Below are 21,970 nucleotides of genomic sequence, written 5' to 3' on the forward strand. Positions count from 1 at the left end.
CGCGAGCAGGCGACATTCACGCCCACCCGTTTGCGCACCGCCCCGGCATGCATCACGCCTCACGGCCGCAACCGTCTTCACTGCTCGATGACATGCTCCACGTGGCTCAGCCGCTCCGTGATGCCGTAGGCGGTACAGCGGATGACGACCGCGACATGGTCGGCATTGCGCCGGGTCAAGTCACTGGTGATGACCAGGTCCAGTAATTGGGCCATGGCTTCCAGATCCGCTTTGGAGTGGTCGACGGCCTTGCCCAGATCACACCCCAATACATGGCTGCGCGCCGCCATGAATCGCACCAGGCCGGCGATGGCGCAGTGGGTGACACGCGCCATCGCCGAGGCCATCGGCTTGGGCAGGCCCTCTTGATCGGCCACATCGTCGATGAGCTGGAGCACCGACCTGGCGACGGTCAGTGCGTAGGAAACAGGATTGGCGCGATCGAGCACCATGCAACCTCCTTGTAAACGCCCTTCCTGGGCAAGCAACTCAAACACCTCTTCCGCCGGAACGCTTTCGCTCTGAGCCCACTCCCTGTGGTAAGCGCCGCTGGATGCCATCATCGTGCGCCTCTAACGATGTCATGGATATGACTCCGTGCCAATGTCTGTCGCCGGAACACGGTGATGCGCTCGCACCTGCGCGTATCCACACGGAGTGCACCCGCCCGTTGTAGACGACGCGCAGCACGCGGCACGCGATGCGGACGCACAAAGCGCCTTTGTCTAGGTAGTTCTTCGGTAGAGATTCTTCTCCTTGAGCGACATGCTGACGCGCATCGGGGCGGGATGGGATGTGAATCACCTTGCCCAACCTCGTCCGCATACCACGGGGGCCAGGTACTCGTCCCCCACCGCGGCACACCGGGTGACAACGCATGCGAACGCTCGTGAGATATCTGGCTTTTCCGCTATGGCTCGTGTCCGTGACCGCGGTATGCGCGCAGGATCTGGGTGGCGACAACGCGGAACTCGCCAAAAAGCTCAGCAATCCGGTGGCCGCCATGATCAGCGTGCCTTTCCAGTTCAACTACGATCAGAAGATGGGCCCGGCCGATGATGGCCATCGCACCTACCTGAACCTTCAGCCGGTGATACCGGTGAGCGTCGGTTCGGACTGGACCATGATTTCGCGCACCATCCTTCCGGTGACCTCGCAGTCGGACATCGCGCCGGGCAGCGGCCATCAGTTTGGACTCGGCGACATCACGCAGAGCCTGTTCTTTTCGCCGAAGCAGCCCTCGGGCAACGGCATCATCTGGGGCGTGGGCCCCGCGTTCCTTATCCCGACGGCAACGGATGACCTGCTTGGCTCAAAGAAGTGGGGCGCGGGCCCCACGGCCGTCGTGCTCAAGCAGAGTCATGGCTGGACTTATGGCTTTCTCGCCAATCACATCTGGTCATTCGCTTCAGTGGGTCGCGGACATGACCCTTCGCATCCGGACATCAGCAGCACCTTCGTGCAGCCCTTCCTCAGCTACACCACGCCCACGGCCTGGACCTTTGGCATCAACGCCGAATCCAGCTACGACTGGAAGCACACCCAATGGAGCGTGCCCGTCAACATCACCGCCGCCAAGCTCACCCGTTTCGGAAAGCTGCCGGTGAGCTTCACGGGCGGCATTCGCTACTGGGCCGAAAGCCCCGAGAACGGCGCCAAAGGCTGGGGGTTCCGTTTTGCAACCACGCTGCTGCTTCCCAAGTAGACGTTCACCACGCGGTGCCGACATGCAAGCCGAAGGATCGTTTTATGTCTCCCCCAAACGGCATCCCTTCACGGTCGGGTGGCAAGTCATATCTGGCGTGCCGATGCATGCCTCATCCGATTCGATGCATGAGCGTCATTCGCTCATGCAGGCCGCGCTCAATGCTTCGTGCATGCAAACCATGTCCCCGCATAGCGTGACAACCCTCACCGAACCGAAAGTAGTCGCGCCGGGATACGGGGATGACTGATGGCCAGGCGCTTCGCAAAGGTCGCCGTGCTGGCACCCGCGCCGGCGGCATCCTCTGCGTTTGCCTGCTGGCCGCGATGGCGCCGTGCGTTCAAGCCACGGAGGGTGCCGGCGGCATGTACCTGCTTGGCAGCCAGTCGCTGGATGCAGGCCTGAGCCCGGCGCCCGGCTGGTACGTCACGGTGGTGGGCGTCCAGTACAGCGGCTCGGTCAGCGGCACGGTCCAGGGAGGCGTGGTCGTCAAGGAACTCGATAAGCGCTCGGACAGCCTGACTGCCCTGCTGCTCTACGCGCCCCAACGGAAGGTGCTCGGTGGCCAGCTTGCGCTCTCAGTGGGCGCGCCTTACGCCTACGTCAGGTTGAGCGGCGAGGTGCAAGGCCCGCGGAGACTGGTGCAGCGTTCTGTAAGCGGCACGGGGCTCAGCGACACCAGCCTGGGCGCGCGTCTTGGCTGGCGACTTGGCCCTGCCTTCAGCCATGCGCTGGCACTCACCGTGTGGGCTCCTACCGGCGATTACCAGAAGGGTTTCACGCCCTCCACCGGACATAACCGCTGGGCGGGCGATTTCACCTGGGCGCTGACGTATGCGCCGGGAAATCACCGCACGGAAGTGTCCGCCGCCCTTGGCTACGGCATCAACTCGCCCAACACCACCACGCGCTACCTCAGCGGCAACGAACTGCATCTGGAACTTAGCGTGGGGCAGCGGCTGACGCCGCACTTCGAGCTGGGCCTGTCGGGGTACACCTATCGCCAGGTGACGGCTGACTCCGGTGCGGGCGCCCTCTTTGGCTCACTGAAGGGACGCGTCAGCGGCGCCGGCCCCGCACTGAACTACAGCAGCAAGCTCGGCGGCTACGGCCTCATCCTTGCAGCACGCTACTACCACGAGTTCGATGCCAAGCGGCATTTTCGCGGTGACCTGGCGCTGGCATCCGCCACCCTGCACTTCTGATCGCCCGGGCCATGCAGGTGTTCCGGTGCTGTCCGATCAGGCTGTTGCGATATTCGTTGGAAGGAAGTGATCCATGACGCTCGCGTGGTCCAGGCAGGCTTCCATCAACCGCCATTTCAGGTGGCTGGTGCTGGCGGTGTATGCCGCCATCCTGCCGTTCGCGGCATGGGGACTGTTCCACCAATGGTCTGCCTATCGGGAGGCCGAGGCCTCGGCGCAGGATTTCGACCGGTTCCGCGCCGCGCTCACCGCGATGGAGCAGCTCTCCATCGAGCGCATGGCCACGTCGCAGTGGATGACGCAGTCGGCGGATGCACAGCCCGACGATCATGCCCGGATCGATGTCGCCCGCCGTGCGCTGAATGCACGCATGGATGGGCTCGGTCGATCCATGCGCGCGCCGGCCTGTCGTTCATGCGACAACCTGATCGCCAGCTTCGACGCAGCCCGCTCCACGTTGGCCGATGCCCGCGCGCGGATCGATGCGATCCTTGCCACGGCGCCACCGCTGCGATCCGTCGATGGCATGAATGACGCCATGGCCCACCTGACGGGTACCAGCTCGCAGCTTGCGACGTTCGCGGGCAACAACGTGTCCCGCTCGGTGCAGCACGACCCGGATACGGTCCGCTATATCTATGCCGCGTCGTTCGCGGCGCTGCTGCGCGACCAGGCCGGACAGCTCGGCGCACAGGTCTCCCTGGCGTTGGCCGACCACCGCAGGCTTTCGCCGGACGAGCTGCGCCACATCGAACAGACCACCGGCGAGATCCGCCTGCTCGACTGGCTGAGCACGACGGTCGTGCAGGAGCGCGCATCGATGTCCGACGCGCTGGTTCGTCATGTGGACAGCACCTACATGCGCGATGGACTGGACTATGCCCAAGCCGTGGTGAAGCAAAATCAGGAAGGTGGACAGCACACCGCCGCGGATCAGTTCAGGCAACGCTACATCGCCTATCTGGCCCCCATCGCGACCCTGCGGGACGAAGCACTCCGCCTGGGCTCGGCGACGCTGCAGGCCGATGAAGGCAGGCAACGCCTGCGCCTGATCGTCATCGCCGCGGCGTTTGTGCTGCTGACGAGCTTTCTGTGGCTGGTGACGCGGCAGTTCCACCGGAAGATCGTATTGCCCTTCGTCGCTGCACGCCGCATCGCACTGGAGCTGGCGACCAACCATGCGCCGACGCGTCCGGACAATGCCCGCTACCGGGGAGAAATTAGGGATCTGTTCACCGCGCTTGGCGTACTGAGTGACAACAATCAGCGCCGCCTGGAGCTGGAGCGCGAACGCGAACGCCTCATCGGTGAACTTCGCCATGCGGCGGAAACCGATTTCCTCACCGGCCTGCTCAACCGCCGCGCATTCCACGCCCGCGCCCTCCAGATGCTGTCCGAATCGCGCGCCGCCGGGGATTGGCTGGCATTCACCGCCTTCGATGTGGATCACTTCAAGCGCATCAACGATACATACGGCCATGAAGCCGGCGATCTGGCACTGAAGAAGCTCGCCGAACTGTGCGGCGAAACATGGCGAACCGAGGATCTCGTGGCCAGAACCGGTGGCGAGGAGTTCGCCGCCATCGCCAGAATCAAGCACCCCGACCAGTCCACCACCGCCGCACGGCGCCTGATGGAGCGACTGCATCGGGAAACCATCCTTACCGCCGACGGCAGGCGCTTTTCCATGACGGCGAGCTTTGGCGTCACCGTCACCTGTCCCGACGATGCCCCCTCGCTGGACTCGCTCCTGAGGTCCGCCGACAGCCTGCTCTATCGGGCGAAAGAACGGGGACGGGATCGCATCGAGGCCGCCCCGTTCCAACAGGACCTGGCAGGCGCGACGGATGCCGACCGGCGTTCCGGCCTGTGATGGAACCCGGCCGGGCGATCGATCAGCGCGGCGCCAGCAAGTGCTGCATCGCCTCACCCAATGCCGAGCGCAACCACTGCGGATCCAGCGCCGGGTCGCGCGCGGCGCGCACGGCCAGGCCTTCCACCAGACAGGTAAGCACCAGCGCACGCTGCCGGGCCAGTTCGGCCGGCATGCCGAAGCCGCCCTCCGCCGCCGGCCGCGTCAAAATCGCCTGCAGCTCGCCGAAATAGAGCTGATCGACCTGGTGCATGGCCGTGGCCACCGCCTCGTCGCGGGTGGCCTCTGCACTCGCCTCCAGGAACAGCGCGGCATTCATGATGCGCATGTCGGGCGTGGGCCGGGTCCAGGTGCCGAAGGTTTCCACCAGCATCTCGGTCAGGTCCATCGAGGAGTCGAAGGCGCGCATGTCCTCCAGCTCCATCTCGGTCTGGCGCTCGATGATGGCCAGCACGATCGCACTCTTGTTGGGAAAATAACGGTAGATGAGGCCCGCGCTCATCTTCGCCGCCTCGGCGATGTTGGCCATGCTCGCCGCATGGAAGCCGTATCGGACAAAGCAATCCTGCGCGGCCGCCAGGATGCGCTCACGCTGCTCCCTGGCGCGTTCGCTCAGTGGCTTTTCGTCGGTTTTCCCCTGCTTGCTCATGGTGCGCGTTCGTTCCAGCCGCCTCCGAGCACTTTATACAAAGTGACCCGGTTGGTCTGCTCGGCCAGCCGCGTCGCGATCAGTTGTTGCTGCGCGCTGTACAGCGCACGCTGCGTCACCAGCGACTCCAGGTAGCTGTCCCGCCCCGCGCGATAACGCGCCCTGGACAGTTCATCCGCCCGCGCTGCCGCGCTCTCCAGTGCCTCCTGTGCCTGGCGCTGGTCGGCCAGCGTGCCGGTCAGCACCAGCGCATCGGCGACTTCGCGAAAGCCGGTCTGGATGGCTTTCTCGTACTGCGCCAGCGCGATCTGCTGGTCGGCCTTGGCGCCCGCGAGCTGTGCCGTGAGCCGGCCGCCCTGGAAAATCGGCACGGTAATCTGCGGCATGAACGTCCAGGCACCGCTACCGCCTTTGAAGAGGCCAGAGAGACCGGTGCTCGCCGTGCCCGCGCTGCCGGTGAGCTGGATGGAGGGGAAGAATGCCGCCCGCGCCGCGCCGACATCCGCATTGGCCGCACGCAGCAGGTGTTCCGTCTGCAGGATGTCGGGCCGGCGCAGCAGCACGTCGGAAGGCAGTCCCGCCGGCAAGGCACCCAGCATGGTGACGCCGCCATTCAGGCCATCGGGCAGCAGCGATTCATCCAGTGGCGCGCCCACCAGCAGGCGCAAGGCATTGGTGTCCTGCGCCACCTGACCGGCGTAGCGGGCCATATCAGCACGCGCGCTTTCCACGGTGGTCTGCGCCTGGCTCAGGTCCAGCTGGGATGCGGCGCCCAACGCATGTCGCTGCTGTGTCAGATGGAACGACGCCTCCTGGTTGTCGCGCGTGGCCTGGGCCACTTTCAGCGACTCCTGATCCGCCGCCAGCGTGAGGTACGCATTGGCCACCTCGGCGATCAGGCTCAGTTGCGCGCTGCGCCGTGATTCGTCCTGCGCAAGGTACCGTTCCAGCGCGGCCGTGCTCAGCGAGTGCACGCGGCCGAACAGGTCCAGTTCGAAGTTGGCCGTGCCCAGCTCCACACTTGCCTGATCACTGACTGCCTGGCCGCTGCCACCTGTGCGGGTGGACTGGCCAACCACGTTGATCGACGGCACGCGGTCGGCACGCTGGATGCGGTACTGCGCACGCGCCTTCTCCACGTTCAGTATCGCCACGCGCAGGTCGCGGTTGTTGTCCAGTGACAGCTCGATCAGGTGCGCCAGCTTCGGATCGGTGAAGAACTGGCGCCAACCGATATCCGACGCACGCCCCGGCACGCCGGCGGCTGCCTCCGGCAGAGGCCAGACGGCGGGGATATCCGCCTGCGCGGCCGGCAGTTTCGGCGCCATGTTCACGCAACCGCCGATGACCAGGGCGATCGCCGCACAGCACGCGGTGAGGATGGGCTTAGTCATGGGTCATCTCCCCCATCGCCTGTGCCGTGTTGGCTGGCGCTTTCTTCCTGACGAACACGCGCTGCACCGTCACGAAGAACAGCGGCACGAAGAAAATGCCCAGCGCGGTACCGGCGATCATGCCGCCCAGCACGCCGGTGCCGATCGCGCGCTGCGCACCCGAGCCCGCACCGGCGGCCAGCGCCAGCGGCAGCACGCCCAGTCCGAACGCCAGCGACGTCATCAGGATCGGACGCAGGCGCGTGCGCACCGCCAGCAGCGTGGCGGCAATCAGCGCCATGCCCTTCTCCAGGTTCTCCTTGGCGAACTCCACGATCAGGATTGCGTTCTTGCTCGACAGGCCCACCGTGGTGAGCATCGCCACCTGGAAGTACACATCGCGGTCCAGGCCACGGAAATACGCCGCCGTCACCGTGCCGAGAATGCCCAGCGGCGCCACCAGCAGCACGGCGGTGGGAATGGACCAGCTCTCGTACAGCGCCGCCAGGCACAGGAACACCACCAGCACCGACAAGGTGTACAGCAGCGGCGCCTGCGCACCGGCTTCGCGTTCCTGGTACGACTGGCCGGTCCATTCCATGCCGATGCCGTGCGGCAGCGCCGCCACCAGCTTCTCGACCTCGGCCATGGCCACGCCCGAGCTCACGCCCGGCGCGGCCTCGCCGTTGATCTCCATGGCCGACGCGCCGTTGTAGCGCTCCAGGCGCGGCGAGCCGAAGTCCCAGCGCGTGCTGGCAAAGGCACGGAACGGCACCATCGCGCCGCTGGCGTTGCGCACAGACCACTTCTCGAAGTCTTCCGGCGCCATGCGGAACGGCGCGTCGGCCTGCACGAACACGCGCTTCACGCGGCCGCGGTCCATGAAGTCGTCGATGTACTGACCACCCCAGGCCATCGTCAGGGTGTCGTTGATGTCGCCGATGGCCAGCCCCTGCGCCGCTGCCTTGCGGTAATCCACGTCGATGCGGAATTGCGGCGTATCGTCCTGGCCGTTGGCGCGCACGTTGGCGAGCAGCTTGTTCTGCGCCGCCGCCTGCACGAACTGATTGCGCGCCTCGACCAGCGCCGCGTGGCCGAGCCCGGCGTTGTCCTTCAGGTAGAAGTCGAAGCCGGCCGAGTTGCCCAGTTCCGGCACGGCCGGCGGCGCAAAGGCAAACACCATCGCCTGCTTGATCTGGCTGAAGGCGCCCATGGCGCGTCCGGTGACGGCATCCAGGCTCAGGTCGTGGCCGTGGCGCAGGCTCCAGTCCTTCAACTGCACGAACGCCATGCCCGTGTTCTGGCCGCCGCCGGCAAAACTGAAGCCCTGCACGGAGAACACCGAATCCACCGCCGGATCGTCCATGAATTGCTTCTCCACGCGGCCCATCACCTGCCCCGTGCTCTCGGTGGTGGCGCCCACGGGCGCCTGCACCATGGCGAAGACAAAGCCCTGGTCTTCCATCGGCAGGAACGAGGTGGGCAGGCGCAGGAACACCACCACCATGGCGGCGCTCATCACCACGAACACCAGCAGGAAGCGCCGGCCCCGCGCGAGGATGCCGCCGACACTGCGCTCGTACTTCTGCGTGCCCTGGTCGAACTTGCGATTGAACCAGCCAAAGAAGCCACGATCGGATGCGTGATGGCCCTTCGCGATGGGCTTGAGCAGGGTGGCGCACAGCGCCGGTGTCAACACAATGGCCACCAGCACCGACAAGGCCATCGACGACACGATGGTCACCGAGAACTGGCGATAAATCACACCGGTGGAGCCGCTGAGGAAGGCCATCGGCACGAACACCGCCGACAGCACCAGGGCGATGCCCACCAGTGCGCCGGTGATCTGCGACATCGACTTGCGCGTGGCTTCCAGGGGCGAGAGCCCCTCTTCGCTCATCACGCGCTCGACGTTCTCCACCACCACGATGGCGTCGTCCACCAGCAGGCCAATGGCCAGCACCATGGCGAACATGGTCAGCATGTTGATGGAGTAGCCCATGGCCGCCAGCACGCCGAACGTGCCCAGCAACACCACCGGCACCGCGATGGTGGGAATCAGCGTGGCCCGGAAGTTCTGCAGGAACAGATACATCACCAGGAACACCAGCACGATGGCTTCCAGCAGCGTCTTGATCACGCCCTTGATCGACACCTTCACGAACGGTGTGGTGTCGAACGCAACCACCGACTTCACCCCGCGCGGGAACGAGGGCTCCATCTGCTTGAGGGCCGCCGTCACGCGCTCGGCCGTGGCCAGCGCGTTGGCGCCGGAGGTGAGCGAGACGGCAATGCCAGTGGCCGGCTTGCCGTTGTACTTGCTGGTGAAGCCGTACTCCTGCAGGCCAAGCTCCACACGCGCCACGTCGCCCAGGGTCAGCACCGAGCCGTCCGTATTGCTGCGGACCACGATGTTGCGAAACTGCTCGGGCGTCTGCAGGCGTTGCTGCGCGATCACCGTGGCATTGAGCTTCTGGCCCTTCACTGCCGGGTTGCCGCCGATCTGCCCCACGGCCACCTGCTGGTTCTGTGCACGCAGCGCCGCCACCACCTCGGCAGGCGTCAGCTTGTAGGTATCGAGCTTGTTCGGATCCAGCCAGATGCGCATGGCGTACTTGGAGCCGAACACCTCGATATTGCCCACGCCTTCCACGCGGCTGAGCGGATCGACCACGCTGGCGGTGACGAAGTCGGAGATGTCATCGCCATCCAGGCGTCCGTCCTCGGACACGAAGCCCACCACCATCAGGAAGCCCGAGCTCGACTTCACCACGTTGATGCCCTGCTGCTGCACGATCTGCGGCAGCAGCGGCGTGGCCAGCTGCAGCTTGTTCTGCACCTGCACCTGGGCGATGTCGGGGTTGGTGCCGTTCTGGAAGGTGAGCGTCACCTGCACCGAGCCACTGGAGTCGCTGGTGGCGGACATGTAGATCAGGCCATCCAGGCCCTTCATGTTCTGCTCGATGACCTGCGTCACCGAGTCTTCCGCCGCCTGTGCGGACGCACCGGGATAGTTGGCGTTGATGGTCACCTGCGGCGGCGCGATCACCGGGTATTGCGATACCGGCAGGCGCAGCAGCGACAACGCACCGGCCAGCATGACGATGATGGCGATGACCCACGCGAAGATGGGGCGATCGATGAAAAACCGGGCCATGAGTCGAGATCCTTATTTGGCCACCGACGCCTGCGCCGCCCCGGCCGCAGCAGCGGCAGAAGCGGGCGCACCCGCTTCGGTGGCGTGCACAGCCATGCCGGGCTGGATCATCTGCAGCCCTTCCACGATCACCTTGTCGCCGGCCGCCAGGCCGCTTTCGACCAGCCACTGGTCGCCGATGGTGCGGCTCACCTGTACGTCGCGCAGCGCGGCCTTGCCGTCCTTGTCCACCACCATGGCCGTCGCGCCGCCCTTGGGGTCGCGTGCGATGCCCGGCTGCGGCACCAGCAGCGCCTGCGGGTTGCTGCCCTTGTCCAGCACGGCGCGCACGTACATGCCCGGCAGCAGCACATGTTCGGGATTGGGCACGATCACGCGCAACGCAAAGCTGCCGGTGGTCGGGTCCACACTGACATCGGAAAACTGGAGCTTGCCTTGGTGCGCGTAGGGCGTGCCGTCTTCCAGCAGGATCTTCACCGGCGTGCCGTCGGTTTCCTTCAGGGCGCCGGTGGCGATCTGCTTGCGCAACGCCAGCAGCTCGCTGCTGGACTGGGTCACGTCCACGTACACCGGGTCGAGTTGCTGCACGCGCGCCATGGGATCGGCCTGGTTGGCCGTCACCAGTGCGCCCGGCGTCACGCTGGATTTGCCGATGCGACCGGTGATCGGCGACACGATGCGCGCAAAGGCCAGCGTCACGCCGGTGCTTTCCACCGACGCCTGCGCCGCGGCCACGTCGGCCTCGGCCTGTCGCCACGCGGCGGTGGCGTTCTCGTCGTCCTGCTTGCTCGCCGCATCGATGCGCGCCAGGTCGCTGGTGCGCCTGGCGTTGAGCTGTGCCGAATACAGCGCGGCCCTGGCCTTCGCGAGGGTGGCCTTGGCGTTGTTGTTGTCGGCGCGGTACTGGGCGTCCTCCAACTGATAGAGCGGCTGGCCGGCCTTCACCATCGCGCCCTCTTCGAACAGGCGCTGCTTGATGATGCCGTTCACCTGCGGCCGGACCTCCGCCATCAGGAAGGCGTTGGTGCGTCCCGGCAGCTCGCGGGTGACCGTGACTGGCCGCGGCTTGAGCGTGACCACGGTGACCTCGGCGGCGCCGCCGTGCGGCGCCTGGGTCTTGCCGCTGCAGGCCGCCAGCGCCATCGCGGCCGGAACCAGGACACTCGCCAACCATGGGCGCAAAAACCTGCGTACGAGAGACATAGCGGTAGCCTCAGTCCCGTGGGGAGGGGACGGTGCAAAAACGAGAGTGAATGATCATTCTCATTTTCGAACTGGTGAGTAAAGTTAGTCAACCCTGACGGAGGTCATGCCTGGAACAGGCCCGACGCCTCGGTTTGCTTGCGGCTAACTGACTGTCCCATCGGCTAAATGGGCAACCACGCAAGCGGACCCGCGCGCGGATCGCTTCCCTGCAGCCTCATGTGTCCTTTGCCGGCACCTTGGCAGCCGGGTGCGCTCCGCGCCAATGCCGGAAGCCACACCCTTGCCGGTGCGAGAGTCGTAACAAAATGCGACCAGACCCGGTGATCCGGGCCTGGGGCAAGGTCAACGGGCGCCCTGCCCGTCCCGCGACGGAACGCCATCGCCTCGCCCGCCGACGGTTTCATCGCTCGGCGTACCCATCGCCTGGTACAGCGCCGCGGTATCGATCAGGCGCGCCGCGGTCGCCTGGATGGCCTGCACGCGCGCGTTCTGCCAGCGTTGCTCGCTGGCCACCGTGACCGGGTAGGACACAGAACCCAGCCGATAGCGCTGCTGCGCATCGTCGTTGGACTGCCGCGCCGAGGTCTCGCCGCCTTCCGCGGCCTTGAGCGCAAGCGCGTCCTGGTCGAGTGCGGTGAGCGTATCGGCAACGTTCTGGAACGCGCCCAGCACGGTCTGCTGGTACTGCGCGATCGCCGCCTCGTAGTTCGCGATGGCCGCCTTGCGCTGCGCACGCAACGCGCCGCCGTGGAAGATCGGCTGGGTAAGGCCGGCGGTGGCGCCCCAGATGGTCCCTGCCCCCGTGAAAAGCCTGGCGCGATCAAACGCCCCCGTGCCCAGCGACGCGCTCAGCGAAAGATGCGGAAACATGTTGCCGGTGGCCACGCCGACCTGCGCGGACGTCGCGCGCACGTTCGCCTCCGCCGCCAGCACATCCGGCCGCTGGCTCAGCAACTCGGACGGCACGACTACCGGCACGTCGGCCGGCAGGCTCAGGCTGGCCAGCGTCAGCACGGCCGGCGACTGATCCGGCGTGCGCCCCATCAGCACGGCAAGCGCGTGGCGTTCGCGCAGGGCCTGCGCGCGCAGGCCGGGCAAACCGGCATCGATGGATGCAGCGTTGCGCTGTGCCCCCAGCACGTCTTCATGCGCGGCGGCGCCGAGCCGGTAAGCCTTGTCGGCAAGGTCCACCTGCTCGCGCGCCAGCGTGGACAACCGCTCCGTGGCACTCACCTGCTCCGCCAGCGACGACGCACGCACGGCGCTGATCACGATATTGGCGGCAAGCGCACGCCTTGCCGCATCGAACTGGTACGACTGTGCGTCCACCTGCGCCGCGGCCTGCTTCACCTCGTTACGCGAGACGCCGAACAGGTCGAAGTCGTAACCCAGCTGCAACTGCCCCGCGAAGACGTTGTAGATGTTGGTCGGCCGGCCGATATTGGGCAGGCCCAGCGCGCGCTGGCGACTCACCTGGCCACCGGCATCCAGCGAAGGCCACAAGGCGTTGCCCACTTCGGCGCGATATTGCTGACGCACCGATTCCAGCGTGTGCCGCGTCGCCTCCAGCGACGGGCTGTTGCGCAGGCCTTCGTCGACCATCGCGTCCAGTTCTGCCGAGCCATAGGCATGCCACCACACGGGCACGGCCGGGACGCCAGCGGTGAAGCGCTGCGACACGCCGCCGGCTTCGGCACTGGCGACAGGCGCCGGTGCCACGGTGTAGCTGGCGGGTTCCGGCGCCTTGGGTGGCTTGGCCGGCGGCGCGAACGAACAACCGGCCAGCGCGGCGGCCACGGCAAGCGCCAGCAGGTGACGGGGGAAACGCTTCATGGGGCAATCTCCTTCGGCGCTTCGTCGGCACGCACGCGATACCACGCGGCGTACAGCGCCGGCAGATAGAACAAGGTAAGCACGGTGGCGACGGTGATGCCGCCCATCAATGCGGTGGCCATGGGGCCGAAGAAGTTGCTGCGCAACAGCGGAATCAGCGCGAGCACCGCCGCCGCGGCGGTGAGCGTGATGGGGCGGAACCGTCGCACCGTGGCGCCCACGATCGCCTCCCAGCGTGGATGACCCTCGCGGATGTCCTGCTCGATCTGGTCCACCAGGATCACCGAGTTGCGCATGATGATGCCGAACATGGCGATGGTGCCCAGCAGGGCGACGAAGCCGAACGGCTGGCGGAACATCAGCAGCGACACGATCACGCCGATCAGGCCCAGCGGCGCGGTGAGCACCACCATGAAGGTGCGGCCGATGCTTTGCAGCTGGATCATCAGCAAGGTGAGCACTGCGATCACCAGCAGCGGCATTTGCGCGTTGATGGAGCCCTGCGCCTTGGCGTTCTGCTCCACCGAGCCACCCACTTCGATGCGATAACCCACCGGCAGGTGGCTGCGCAGTTCACCCAGCTTCGCGTCGATGGCGTTGGTCACGTCCAGGCCCTGTGCGCCGTTGCGCGTGTCGGCCTGCACGGTAATCGACGGCTGGCGGTCACGTTCCCAGATCACGCCATATTCCAGCCCGTAGCGCACATGGCCAAGCTGCGCCAGCGGAATGGCCTGGCCGTTGGGCGTGGGCAGCGCGAGCTGTTCGATCTGGTCGGGATGCACGCGCTCGTTCTTCGGGGCACGCAGGTCCACCGCGATCAGCTTGTCGCGCTCGCGGTACTGCGTGACGGTGGTGCCCGACAGGGACAGCGCCAGGAAGTTGGCGACATCCTGCGAACTGATGCCCAGCTGCCGCGCCTTTGCCTGGTCGATCTCGAAGCGCACCGAGCGTTCGGCCGGCTCGTCCCAGTCGAACTGCACGTTGCGCGTGCGCGGGTCGGCGCGCACCACGCCAGCCACCTTTTCGGCAATGCCGCGCACCGTGGCGATGTCATCGCCGTTGATGCGGAACTGCACGGGAAAGCCTACCGGCGGTCCGTTCTCCAGCCGACTGACGCGGGTGCGCACGGCGCTGAAATCATGCGCCAGCACGCCGTCGAGATAGCCCGCCAGGGCTTCGCGCTGCTGCACGTCCCTGGCGGTCACCACGAACTGCGCGAAGTTGGGCTGGGCCAGCTGCTGGTCCAGCGGCAGGTAGAAGCGCGGCGCGCCGCTGCCCACGAAACTCACGTAGTTGGCGACTTCCTTGCGCTGCTTCAGCACGTTTTCCATGCGCTTGACCTGCACCAGCGTGGCATCGAACGAAGCGCCTTCGGGCAGGCGCAGGTCCACCAGCAGTTCGGGGCGGTCGGAGCTGGGGAAGAACTGCTTGGGCACCAGCCCGAAGCCCGCCATCGACACCACGAACAAAGCCACGGTCACCACCAGCACCAGCACGCGGTGCCTTAGGCAGGCATCCAGCATGCGGCGAAAGCGCTGGTAGAACGCCGTGCCGTAGATGTCGATGTCACCGCCGTGCGCCGGGACGGCCAGCGCCTTCGCGCGGCGCGCATCGCGCCAGCGCGCCGGCAGGAAACGCGCCCACCATTCGTCGCCGGGCTTCGCCCGTGCATGGTGCTCGGGCAGCATGTGATAGCCCAGCAGCGGAATCACGATCACCGCCGCCAGCCAGGACACCAGCAAGGCGATGGCGGATACCTCGAAGATCGAGCGCGTGTACTCGCCCGTGCCGGACTTGGCCAGCGCAATGGGCAGGAAGCCCGACACCGTCACCAGCGTGCCGGTGAGCATGGGAAATGCCGTGCTGGTATAGGCGAACGCGGCCGCGCGCAGGCGGCTCCAGCCCTGCTCCAGCTTCACGGACATCATCTCCACCGCGATGATCGCGTCGTCCACCAGCAGGCCCAGCGCCAGCACCAGCGTGCCGAGCGACACCTTGTGCAGGCCAATGCCGAACAATTCCATGCACAGCGCCGTGGCGGCGAGCACGAACGGAATGGAGATCACCACCACCATGCCGGTGCGAAAGCCCAGGCTGAGCAGGCTGACCAGCAACACGATGGCCACCGCTTCGGCGACGGACTCAAGGAAGTCGTCCACTGAATGCGACACCGCGTGCGGCATGCTGGTGACTTCGTTGAGCTTGAGGCCGGCAGGCAGGCGCTTCTGCAGGTCCACCGTGGCCTTGTCCAGCGCCTGGCCCAGATGGATCACATCGCCGCCCGGCTGCATGGTGATGCCGATGCCCAGCACCTGCTGCGACATGAAGCGCATCTGCTGGCTCGGCGGATCATCGTAGCCACGCCGCACGGTGGCCATGTCGCCCAGGCGGAAGCTGCGGCCGTTGATGCGCAGCAAGGTGTTTTCCAGCGCGGCGACGTCGTTGAACTGCCCACTGGGTCGCACGTATACGCGGTCATCGGCGGTGGTGATGATGCCGGCCGAGGCCACCGCGTTCTGTTCGTTGATGGCCTGTGCGATCTGCTGCGGCGTGATACCCAGTTGGGACAGTTTCGCGTTGGCTATCTCGATGGTGATGCGCTGGTTCTGGTCGCCCAGGAAATCCACCTTGCCCACGCCCGGCACACGCAGCAGCTCCGCACGCAACTGGTCCGCGTAGTCATGCAGCTGCGCGGGCGAAAAACCATCGCCCTCCAGCGCATAGATGTTGGTATAGACGTCGCCGAACTCGTCGTTAAAGAACGGCCCCTGCACGCCCGGCGGCAATTGCGCGGCGATATCGCCCACTTTCTTGCGCACCTGGTACCAGGTATCGGGCACGCTGGACGCCGGCGCGGAATCCTTGATGTTGAAGAAGATCAGCGACTCGCCGGGGCGCGAGTAGCTGCGCAGGAAATCGATGGATGGCGTCTCCTGCAGCTTGCGCGAGATGCGGTCGGTGACCTGCTCCTGCACCTGCTTCGCGTCGGCGCCCGGCCAGTAGGTCTGCACCACCATCACCTTGAAGGTGAACGGTGGATCCTCCGACTGAGACAGCCGGCTGTACGAAAGCATGCCGAACAGCGCGACCATCACCATGATGAAGAACACCAGCGACTGGTGTCGCAGCGCCCAGGCCGAGAGATTGAAGCGGCCTTCCTCGTGGGGAGACTGCGCGCTCACAGCGGGCGATCCTCGGGATGCGGCGGCTCCATCGGTGCCACCTTCTCGCCGGCACTGACCGTGTGCACGCCCTGCATCACCACGCGCTCACCCGGCTTGATGCCGGAGCCAAGCAAGACGTCGCGCTCGCCGTATCGCAACACGGTGACGGGGCGAAGCTCCAGCGTCATGTCCGCCGGGCGAACCACCCATACCGCCGGCTGCTCGCCCTGATGGAACAAGGCGGTGGCCGGCAGCCGCACCGACGCGTCTGCGCTGGACGAGGCCTGCAGCGCCACGTCGGCGATCATGCCCAGGCGGACCTGCGCGCTGGGCGCGTCCAGAGCGAGCTTGACGCGATAGGTGCGACTGGCCGGATCGGCCGCCGGCGCCACATCCCGCACATGCGCAACCAGCGGTTTGCCGGCCACCGAAGGCAGGCTGACGCTGGCGGCCTGCCCCGGCCCGATCTCGCCGATGCGCGACTCGGGCACGTCGACGAACACATCGCGCTCGCCCGACCAGGCAAAGCCGAACACGGCCTGCCCCGCGGCCAGCACCTGCCCCACCTCCGCCTGCTCGCTCGTGATGGCGCCGTCGCGATCGGCCACGAGGGCGTTGTAGCGGTGCTGGTTCTGCGCCAGCTCGTATTGCTGCCGTGCCTGTACCTGCGATGCCAGCGCGGACGCATAGGCATCGCGCGTCTGCTCCAGTTGGAGCTGGCTGATCAGGTTGGCCTTGGCCTGCGCTTCGTCGCGATCGCGCTGCTGGGTGGCGAAAACCAGCCGATGCTCGGCCGCTTCCAGCGCGGCACGGGCGGCGGCTTCGTTCTTCGCGGCGTCGGCATCATCAAGACGCGCCAGCACCTGCCCCTTTTTCACGCTGTCGCCCAGGCGCGCGTCGCGCGACGCCAGTTGCCCGGGCACGCGGAAGGACAAGGGCATTTCGTAGCGCGCGTGGATCTCGCCGGGAAAGCGCAGGACGCTGACGCCGTCCGCCGCCGGGGCCGGCAAGGCGATGACGGGGCGGGCTGCCTCGGGGTCTTGGGCCTGGTGACCGCAACCGGCCAGCAGCGCGAGTGCCGCCGCCATGCCCAGCCACGCCACGGGCCTGCGCGCGGAACCTCGCGCCGGGGAGTCTGGATGAATCACGAGCCGTTCCTGATGGGGATGGGGGCGAATGCAGCGTCCCGGCCAGCGGGCGCTGCATACGATTACGAACTCTAATACACAGTTGTATCTGAATACAAATATAGATCCAGATGATGACTTGTGGCCTACGTGGTACGATGCCGCATGGCCCGTAAACGACTGACCCGCGAAGAAAGCCGCGACCAGACCCACCAGCGTCTGCTGGAGGCGGCGGCATCCGTCATCGCCAAGAAAGGCTTTGCCGCCGCCAGCGTGGAAGACATCACGGCGCAGGCCGGCTACACGCGCGGCGCGTTCTATTCGAACTTCAAGAGCAAGGCCGAGCTGTTCATCGAGCTGCTGAGCCAGGACCACCAGTGCGTGCGCGAGGATCTGCACGAGATCCTCGAGGCGCCGATTTCCCTGGAAGCCGTCGAGCAACGGATCACGCAGTACTACCTGCGCGTGTACCGCGACGAGAAAAACTTCATCCTGTGGGCCGAGGCGCGCCTGCTGGCCTTGCGTGACGCGAAATTCCGCGCCCGGCTCAACGCCTACTGCGTCGAAAAGCGCGACGACATCGCCGAGGTCATCGAGCGTTTCTATCAGATGCGCGGCACCAAGCCGCCCGCCCCGCCCAAGGATCTCGCCTTCGGTACCATGGCGCTGGTCGACGGCATGCGTTTCTTCAACGAAACCATTCCGAAGGAATTGCCCGACGAGGCGGCGCAGAACACTCTGGGCGTGATCTTCAACTCAACCTTCTTCAAGTAAGCATCCGCCCGGAAACGACGGCGAATGGCCCAGCTGGCAACGCCCCATGACTGACCCGACCCACGCGCCAGGCGAGCACCACGCCACCGTCAGGCTGGGCCTGAAGGAGAACTGGCGCCAGTTCGCATGGCTGGTGCTGATCAACGCCTTTGTCGGCGGCATGGTGGGCATCGAGCGCACCGTGGTGCCGCTGATCGGCGCGGAGACGTTCCACATTGCGTCGACCACGCTGATCACCTCGTTCATCGTCAGCTTCGGCGTGGTCAAGGCGCTCGCCAATCTCGTTTCCGGCCACCTCGCGGATACCTGGGGGCGCAAGCGCGTGCTGGTGATCGGCTGGCTGCTGGGCTTGCCCGTGCCCTTCATCATCATCACGGCCCCGAGTTGGGAGTGGATCGTCGCGGCCAACGTGCTACTCGGCCTGAGCCAGGGTTTCGCCTGGTCGATGACGGTGATCATGAAGGTCGACCTGGTAGGCCCGAAGAGTCGCGGGCTCGCAGTGGGGCTCAACGAATTCGCCGGCTATGTCGCCGTGGGTGCCACGGCCTTCCTGACGGGCTATCTGGCCAGCCGCCATGGCCTGCGACCGGTGCCGATCTACCTGGGCATCGGCTACGCCGTGCTGGGTACCCTGTTGTCCATGCTTGCCGTACGCGACACGCGCGAACACGTCCGCACCGAGACACGGGACGCGAACGACTCCGCGGCGTCGCTCAGCTTCCGTGAAGTCTTTGCGCTCACCACGTACCGCAACCGCGATCTGTTCGCCGCGTCGCAGGCAGGGCTGGTGAACAACCTCAACGACGGCATGAGCTGGGGCATCTTCCCCTTGTTCTTCACCTCGCTCGGCATGGGCGTGGAGCGCATCGGCATCCTCAAGGCGGTGTACCCGGTGGTATGGGGCGTGGGCCAGGTGGTGACCGGCCCGCTGAGCGATCGCTGGGGGCGCAAGGGACTCATCGTCGCTGGCATGTGGGTGCAGGCGGCCGGCCTTTTCCTCACCGCCGCCACCGGCCATTTCGCGTGGTGGCTGGTGGCCAGTGTGCTGCTCGGCGTGGGCACGGCCATGGTGTATCCCAGCCTGATCGCGGCGGTGTCCGACGCATCGGCGCCGGCATGGCGCGCCCGCTCGCTCAGCGTGTATCGCTTCTGGCGCGACCTGGGGTACGCCATTGGCGCGTTGTCGGCCGGATTGATCGCGGACCGCTTCGGCTTTGCCACGGCCATCCAGTCCATCGGCGCCCTCACCTTCGTCTCCGGTGCCGTGGTGGCCGTTGTGATGAGGGGCCGGCGGCCTGGGTCGGCGCCTCCAGCCGTGGCGTCATTGCCCGGGCCGTAGTCACCGTTTCATCATGCGGCATCCGCTGCGCCAACCAACGGGCGGACGTCACCACCCTCACGTGCAGGTGTTCCGGGATGACCTCCATCTACCTCGATTACAACGCCAGCACGCCGATTGATCCGGTGGTGCAGGCCGTCATGCAACCGTATCTCCACGACGCCTTCGGCAACCCCTCGAGCGGGCACTGGGCCAGCCGGCCGGCGAAGGATGCACTGGAGCATGCGCGCCGCCAGGTGGCCTCGCTGCTCGGTGCGCAGCCCGACGAGATCGTGTTCACCAGCGGCGGTAGCGAGGCGAACAATCTTGCCCTCAAGGGCAGTTTTTTCGCACTGCGCGACTGCGGCGACCACATCATCACGCAGGTGACGGAACATCCATCCGTACTGAAGCCGCTGGCGTTCCTGCAGAAACTGGGGGCTTCGGTGACCATGCTGCCGGTGGACGCGATGGGCCGGGTCGATCCCGATGCGGTGCGCCGCGCCATCACGCCGCGCACCGTGCTCATCAGCATCATGCATGCGAACAACGAGACGGGGACGCTGCAACCCATCGAAGCCCTTGGCGCGATCGCACGCGAGCACGGCGTGCGCTTCCACACCGATGCCGCGCAGTCGGCAGGCAAGGTAGCGACGCAGGTCGACCCGCTCGGCGTCGATCTCCTCAGCCTGGCAGGCCACAAGCTGTACGCACCCAAGGGCATTGGCGCGCTGTACGTCCGGCGCGGCACGCTGTTGGAACCGTTGATCCATGGTGCCGGACACGAACAGGGCCGGCGCGCGGGCACCGAGAGCGCGCTGCTTGCCGCGGCCCTGGGCGAGGCCTGCGCCCTGGCCGGCGACCTCGCGCCGGTGACGCGCATCCGCGCGCTGCGCGATCACTTCTGGCATGCATTGCAGGATGTGTACGGCGAGCGCGTGGTGCTCCACGGCCATCCCACGGACCGCCTGCCCAATACGCTCAACGTCGGTTTCGTGGACCGTATCGGGGCCGAGGTACTAGCCGGGCTCGAAGGCGTCGCCGCTTCCACCGGTTCGGCCTGCCATGCGGGCGTGGTCGAGTTGTCGCCGGTGCTCGCGGCCATGGGCGTGAGTGAACGCACCGGCATGGGCGCTGTCCGCTTCAGCCTCGGGCGAGGCACGACACGGGCGGACATCGATGCCGTGGTGGACCAGCTGCGCACCAGCGAAACCACGCGCCGCCGCGACGGCTGAAACACGCCGGGCCAAGGGCCCCGTCCAGGATCGCCATGACAGGGCACGCACCCTTCAGGGTGGCGACTTGATGACTACCGGCACCTTGTATCCCGCCGCGCCTGTCATGGAGTCTATGCGGGTGCAATGAAGGAGCGTTGTCATGACACCTGCATGGAGTTTGATCGCTGCCGCCGGAATCGCCATTGCGCCTGTGCATGCGCAGGTGGTTCCCACCGTTTTCGAGGCCGGGCATTTCTTCGTCACGCCGGAAACCGCATCGGGGGAACGACTCAAGTTGCTGGTGGATACAGGCGGCGGTGGTGTCGACGGCATGTACCTGCTCAACACGCAGGCGGCGTCCCGGCTGAAACTGGCGGCCGGCCATTGCACGCTGCAGGGCAAGGACATCACCACCGCGCCTGCTCCCGTCTACAAGCCGGGCCTTGGCATTCCTGCACCCACCAACGCCACCTGCACCGGCGTCATGACCTATGAAGACAAGCACCCCATCAGCGCCATGGACGGGATGCTCGGGTCCAACTATCTCAACGGCCGCATCTGGACCTTCGACTACCCCGCGAAGCAATTGATACTCCAGGGCAAGCACTGGACGCCGGTCGTGGACGATCACGCCTACACACTGGGTTTCCAGAAGGATGCCGAAGGCAAGCGGGCCCGCGCGTTTCCACGCGTGGTAATCCGCGTGGATGGCCAGCCGCTCGACATGCTGCTGGACACCGGCGCGACCGCCTTTCCCTCCGAATCGGGAAAGCAGGCCACCGGCACCCCCACCGTCAACGGCTTTGGCGTGACCAGCTACATCACCCACAGCCAGCTGGAACGCTGGCATGCCGCACATCCCGGGTGGCGAGCGGTGGAAAACGGCGACGAGCTGTTCGCTGGCCAACCGACCCGCATGATCGAAGTGCCCTCGCTGGACATCGCGGGCTGGTCGGTCGGCCCGGTGTGGTTCACCGAGCGCAACGACGACGACTTCCACAACTTGATGGACCCGCTCATGGACAAGCCGCCCGAAGGCGCTGTGGGCGGCAATGTACTCGGCCGTTTCAGGCTCACCATCGACTATCCCCAGGGTGTCGCTTATTTCGGATGCACGCAGGGCTGCCAGACGGCCATTCCTTCATCCAGGCATTGACCCCAAGCCGCGTTCGCCCACGAAACACGACGGGCCAGCGCGCGCGGCCCATGCCATGTATTCATGATATGAATACATGGCATTGTGGTATTTCATTGGCAAATAGCAGGATCCGGCGCTACGGTAACCGGCATCGCCAACACCTTGCCACGCCTCGCGGGTATTCCCGCAGCGCCTCATCCTTCGCGTGGCTCGCTCTCCCCGGGTCATGAC

15 protein-coding genes are annotated in these 21,970 nt (G+C 66.1%); 7 read left to right on the top strand and 8 right to left on the bottom strand.

The genetic code is table 11. From position 1 onward, the window contains the following. Positions 1–77: 77 nt before the first annotated feature. Complete coding sequence (locus tag HY57_RS14920; RefSeq protein ID WP_144240837.1) at positions 78–563, bottom strand: hypothetical protein; 486 nt, start codon at positions 561–563, stop codon at positions 78–80. A gap of 314 nt (positions 564–877) precedes the next feature. Here HY57_RS14920 and HY57_RS14925 point away from each other — a divergent pair, with 314 nt between their 5' ends. The 3 genes from HY57_RS14925 to HY57_RS14935 all read left to right on the top strand — a co-directional run bounded on the left by HY57_RS14925 (position 878) and on the right by HY57_RS14935 (position 4,783). Continuing rightward, positions 878–1,705 carry a hypothetical protein gene (locus HY57_RS14925; RefSeq protein ID WP_026034169.1) on the top strand — a complete coding sequence of 276 codons (828 nt, stop codon included), beginning with the start codon at positions 878–880 and terminating at the stop codon, positions 1,703–1,705. Between the two features lie 242 nt (positions 1,706–1,947). Continuing rightward, complete coding sequence (locus HY57_RS14930; RefSeq protein WP_019466698.1) at positions 1,948–2,910, top strand: SphA family protein; 963 nt, start codon at positions 1,948–1,950, stop codon at positions 2,908–2,910. Positions 2,911–2,983: 73 nt separating this feature from the next. Next, complete coding sequence (locus tag HY57_RS14935) at positions 2,984–4,783, top strand: GGDEF domain-containing protein (RefSeq protein ID WP_019466699.1); 1,800 nt, start codon at positions 2,984–2,986, stop codon at positions 4,781–4,783. A gap of 22 nt (positions 4,784–4,805) precedes the next feature. On the opposite strand, the gene HY57_RS14940 is transcribed toward HY57_RS14935, so the two are convergent. From HY57_RS14940 to HY57_RS14970, 7 genes are all read right to left on the bottom strand, one after another. Then, positions 4,806–5,432, bottom strand: coding sequence for a TetR/AcrR family transcriptional regulator (locus tag HY57_RS14940; RefSeq protein WP_019466700.1), 627 nt, complete (start codon positions 5,430–5,432; stop codon positions 4,806–4,808). Beyond that, on the bottom strand, positions 5,429–6,826 hold the full coding sequence (locus tag HY57_RS14945; RefSeq protein WP_019466701.1) for an efflux transporter outer membrane subunit: 1,398 nt from the start codon (positions 6,824–6,826) through the stop codon (positions 5,429–5,431). Before HY57_RS14945 ends, HY57_RS14940 begins: the two co-directional genes overlap by 4 nt. Next, the gene (locus HY57_RS14950; protein WP_019466702.1) at positions 6,819–9,962 is read right to left on the bottom strand and encodes an efflux RND transporter permease subunit; all 3,144 of its coding nucleotides are present in this window, start codon (positions 9,960–9,962) and stop codon (positions 6,819–6,821) included. The genes HY57_RS14945 and HY57_RS14950 overlap by 8 nt, the downstream gene beginning before the upstream one ends. A gap of 12 nt (positions 9,963–9,974) precedes the next feature. Beyond that, a complete protein-coding gene (locus HY57_RS14955) occupies positions 9,975–11,165 on the bottom strand; it encodes an efflux RND transporter periplasmic adaptor subunit (RefSeq protein WP_026034171.1) in 1,191 nt (396 codons plus the stop codon). Positions 11,166–11,510: 345 nt separating this feature from the next. Continuing rightward, positions 11,511–13,001, bottom strand: coding sequence for an efflux transporter outer membrane subunit (locus HY57_RS14960; RefSeq protein ID WP_019466704.1), 1,491 nt, complete (start codon positions 12,999–13,001; stop codon positions 11,511–11,513). Next, positions 12,998–16,183, bottom strand: a complete 3,186-nt coding sequence (locus tag HY57_RS14965; protein WP_019466705.1) for an efflux RND transporter permease subunit — start codon at positions 16,181–16,183, stop codon at positions 12,998–13,000. Before HY57_RS14965 ends, HY57_RS14960 begins: the two co-directional genes overlap by 4 nt. Further along, positions 16,180–17,313, bottom strand: coding sequence for an efflux RND transporter periplasmic adaptor subunit (locus HY57_RS14970; RefSeq protein ID WP_200873884.1), 1,134 nt, complete (start codon positions 17,311–17,313; stop codon positions 16,180–16,182). Before HY57_RS14970 ends, HY57_RS14965 begins: the two co-directional genes overlap by 4 nt. Positions 17,314–17,457: 144 nt before the next feature. Between HY57_RS14970 and HY57_RS14975 the strand changes: the two genes are divergently transcribed. The 4 genes from HY57_RS14975 to HY57_RS14990 all read left to right on the top strand — a co-directional run bounded on the left by HY57_RS14975 (position 17,458) and on the right by HY57_RS14990 (position 21,757). Continuing rightward, complete coding sequence (locus HY57_RS14975; RefSeq protein ID WP_019466707.1) at positions 17,458–18,066, top strand: TetR/AcrR family transcriptional regulator; 609 nt, start codon at positions 17,458–17,460, stop codon at positions 18,064–18,066. A gap of 46 nt (positions 18,067–18,112) precedes the next feature. Continuing rightward, entirely contained in the window at positions 18,113–19,405 is a 1,293-nt protein-coding gene (locus HY57_RS14980) for an MFS transporter (RefSeq protein ID WP_019466708.1), read from the top strand. 77 nt (positions 19,406–19,482) lie between these two features. After that, positions 19,483–20,619 (top strand): cysteine desulfurase family protein, encoded by a 1,137-nt coding sequence (locus HY57_RS14985; RefSeq protein ID WP_019466709.1) that lies wholly within the window; start codon positions 19,483–19,485, stop codon positions 20,617–20,619. A gap of 142 nt (positions 20,620–20,761) precedes the next feature. Beyond that, a complete protein-coding gene (locus HY57_RS14990) occupies positions 20,762–21,757 on the top strand; it encodes a hypothetical protein (RefSeq protein ID WP_019466710.1) in 996 nt (331 codons plus the stop codon). Positions 21,758–21,970: the final 213 nt, after the last annotated feature.

The sequence above is a fragment of the Dyella japonica A8 genome (assembly GCF_000725385.1).
In the GTDB taxonomy this organism is placed as follows: Bacteria; Pseudomonadota; Gammaproteobacteria; order Xanthomonadales; family Rhodanobacteraceae; genus Dyella; species Dyella japonica_C.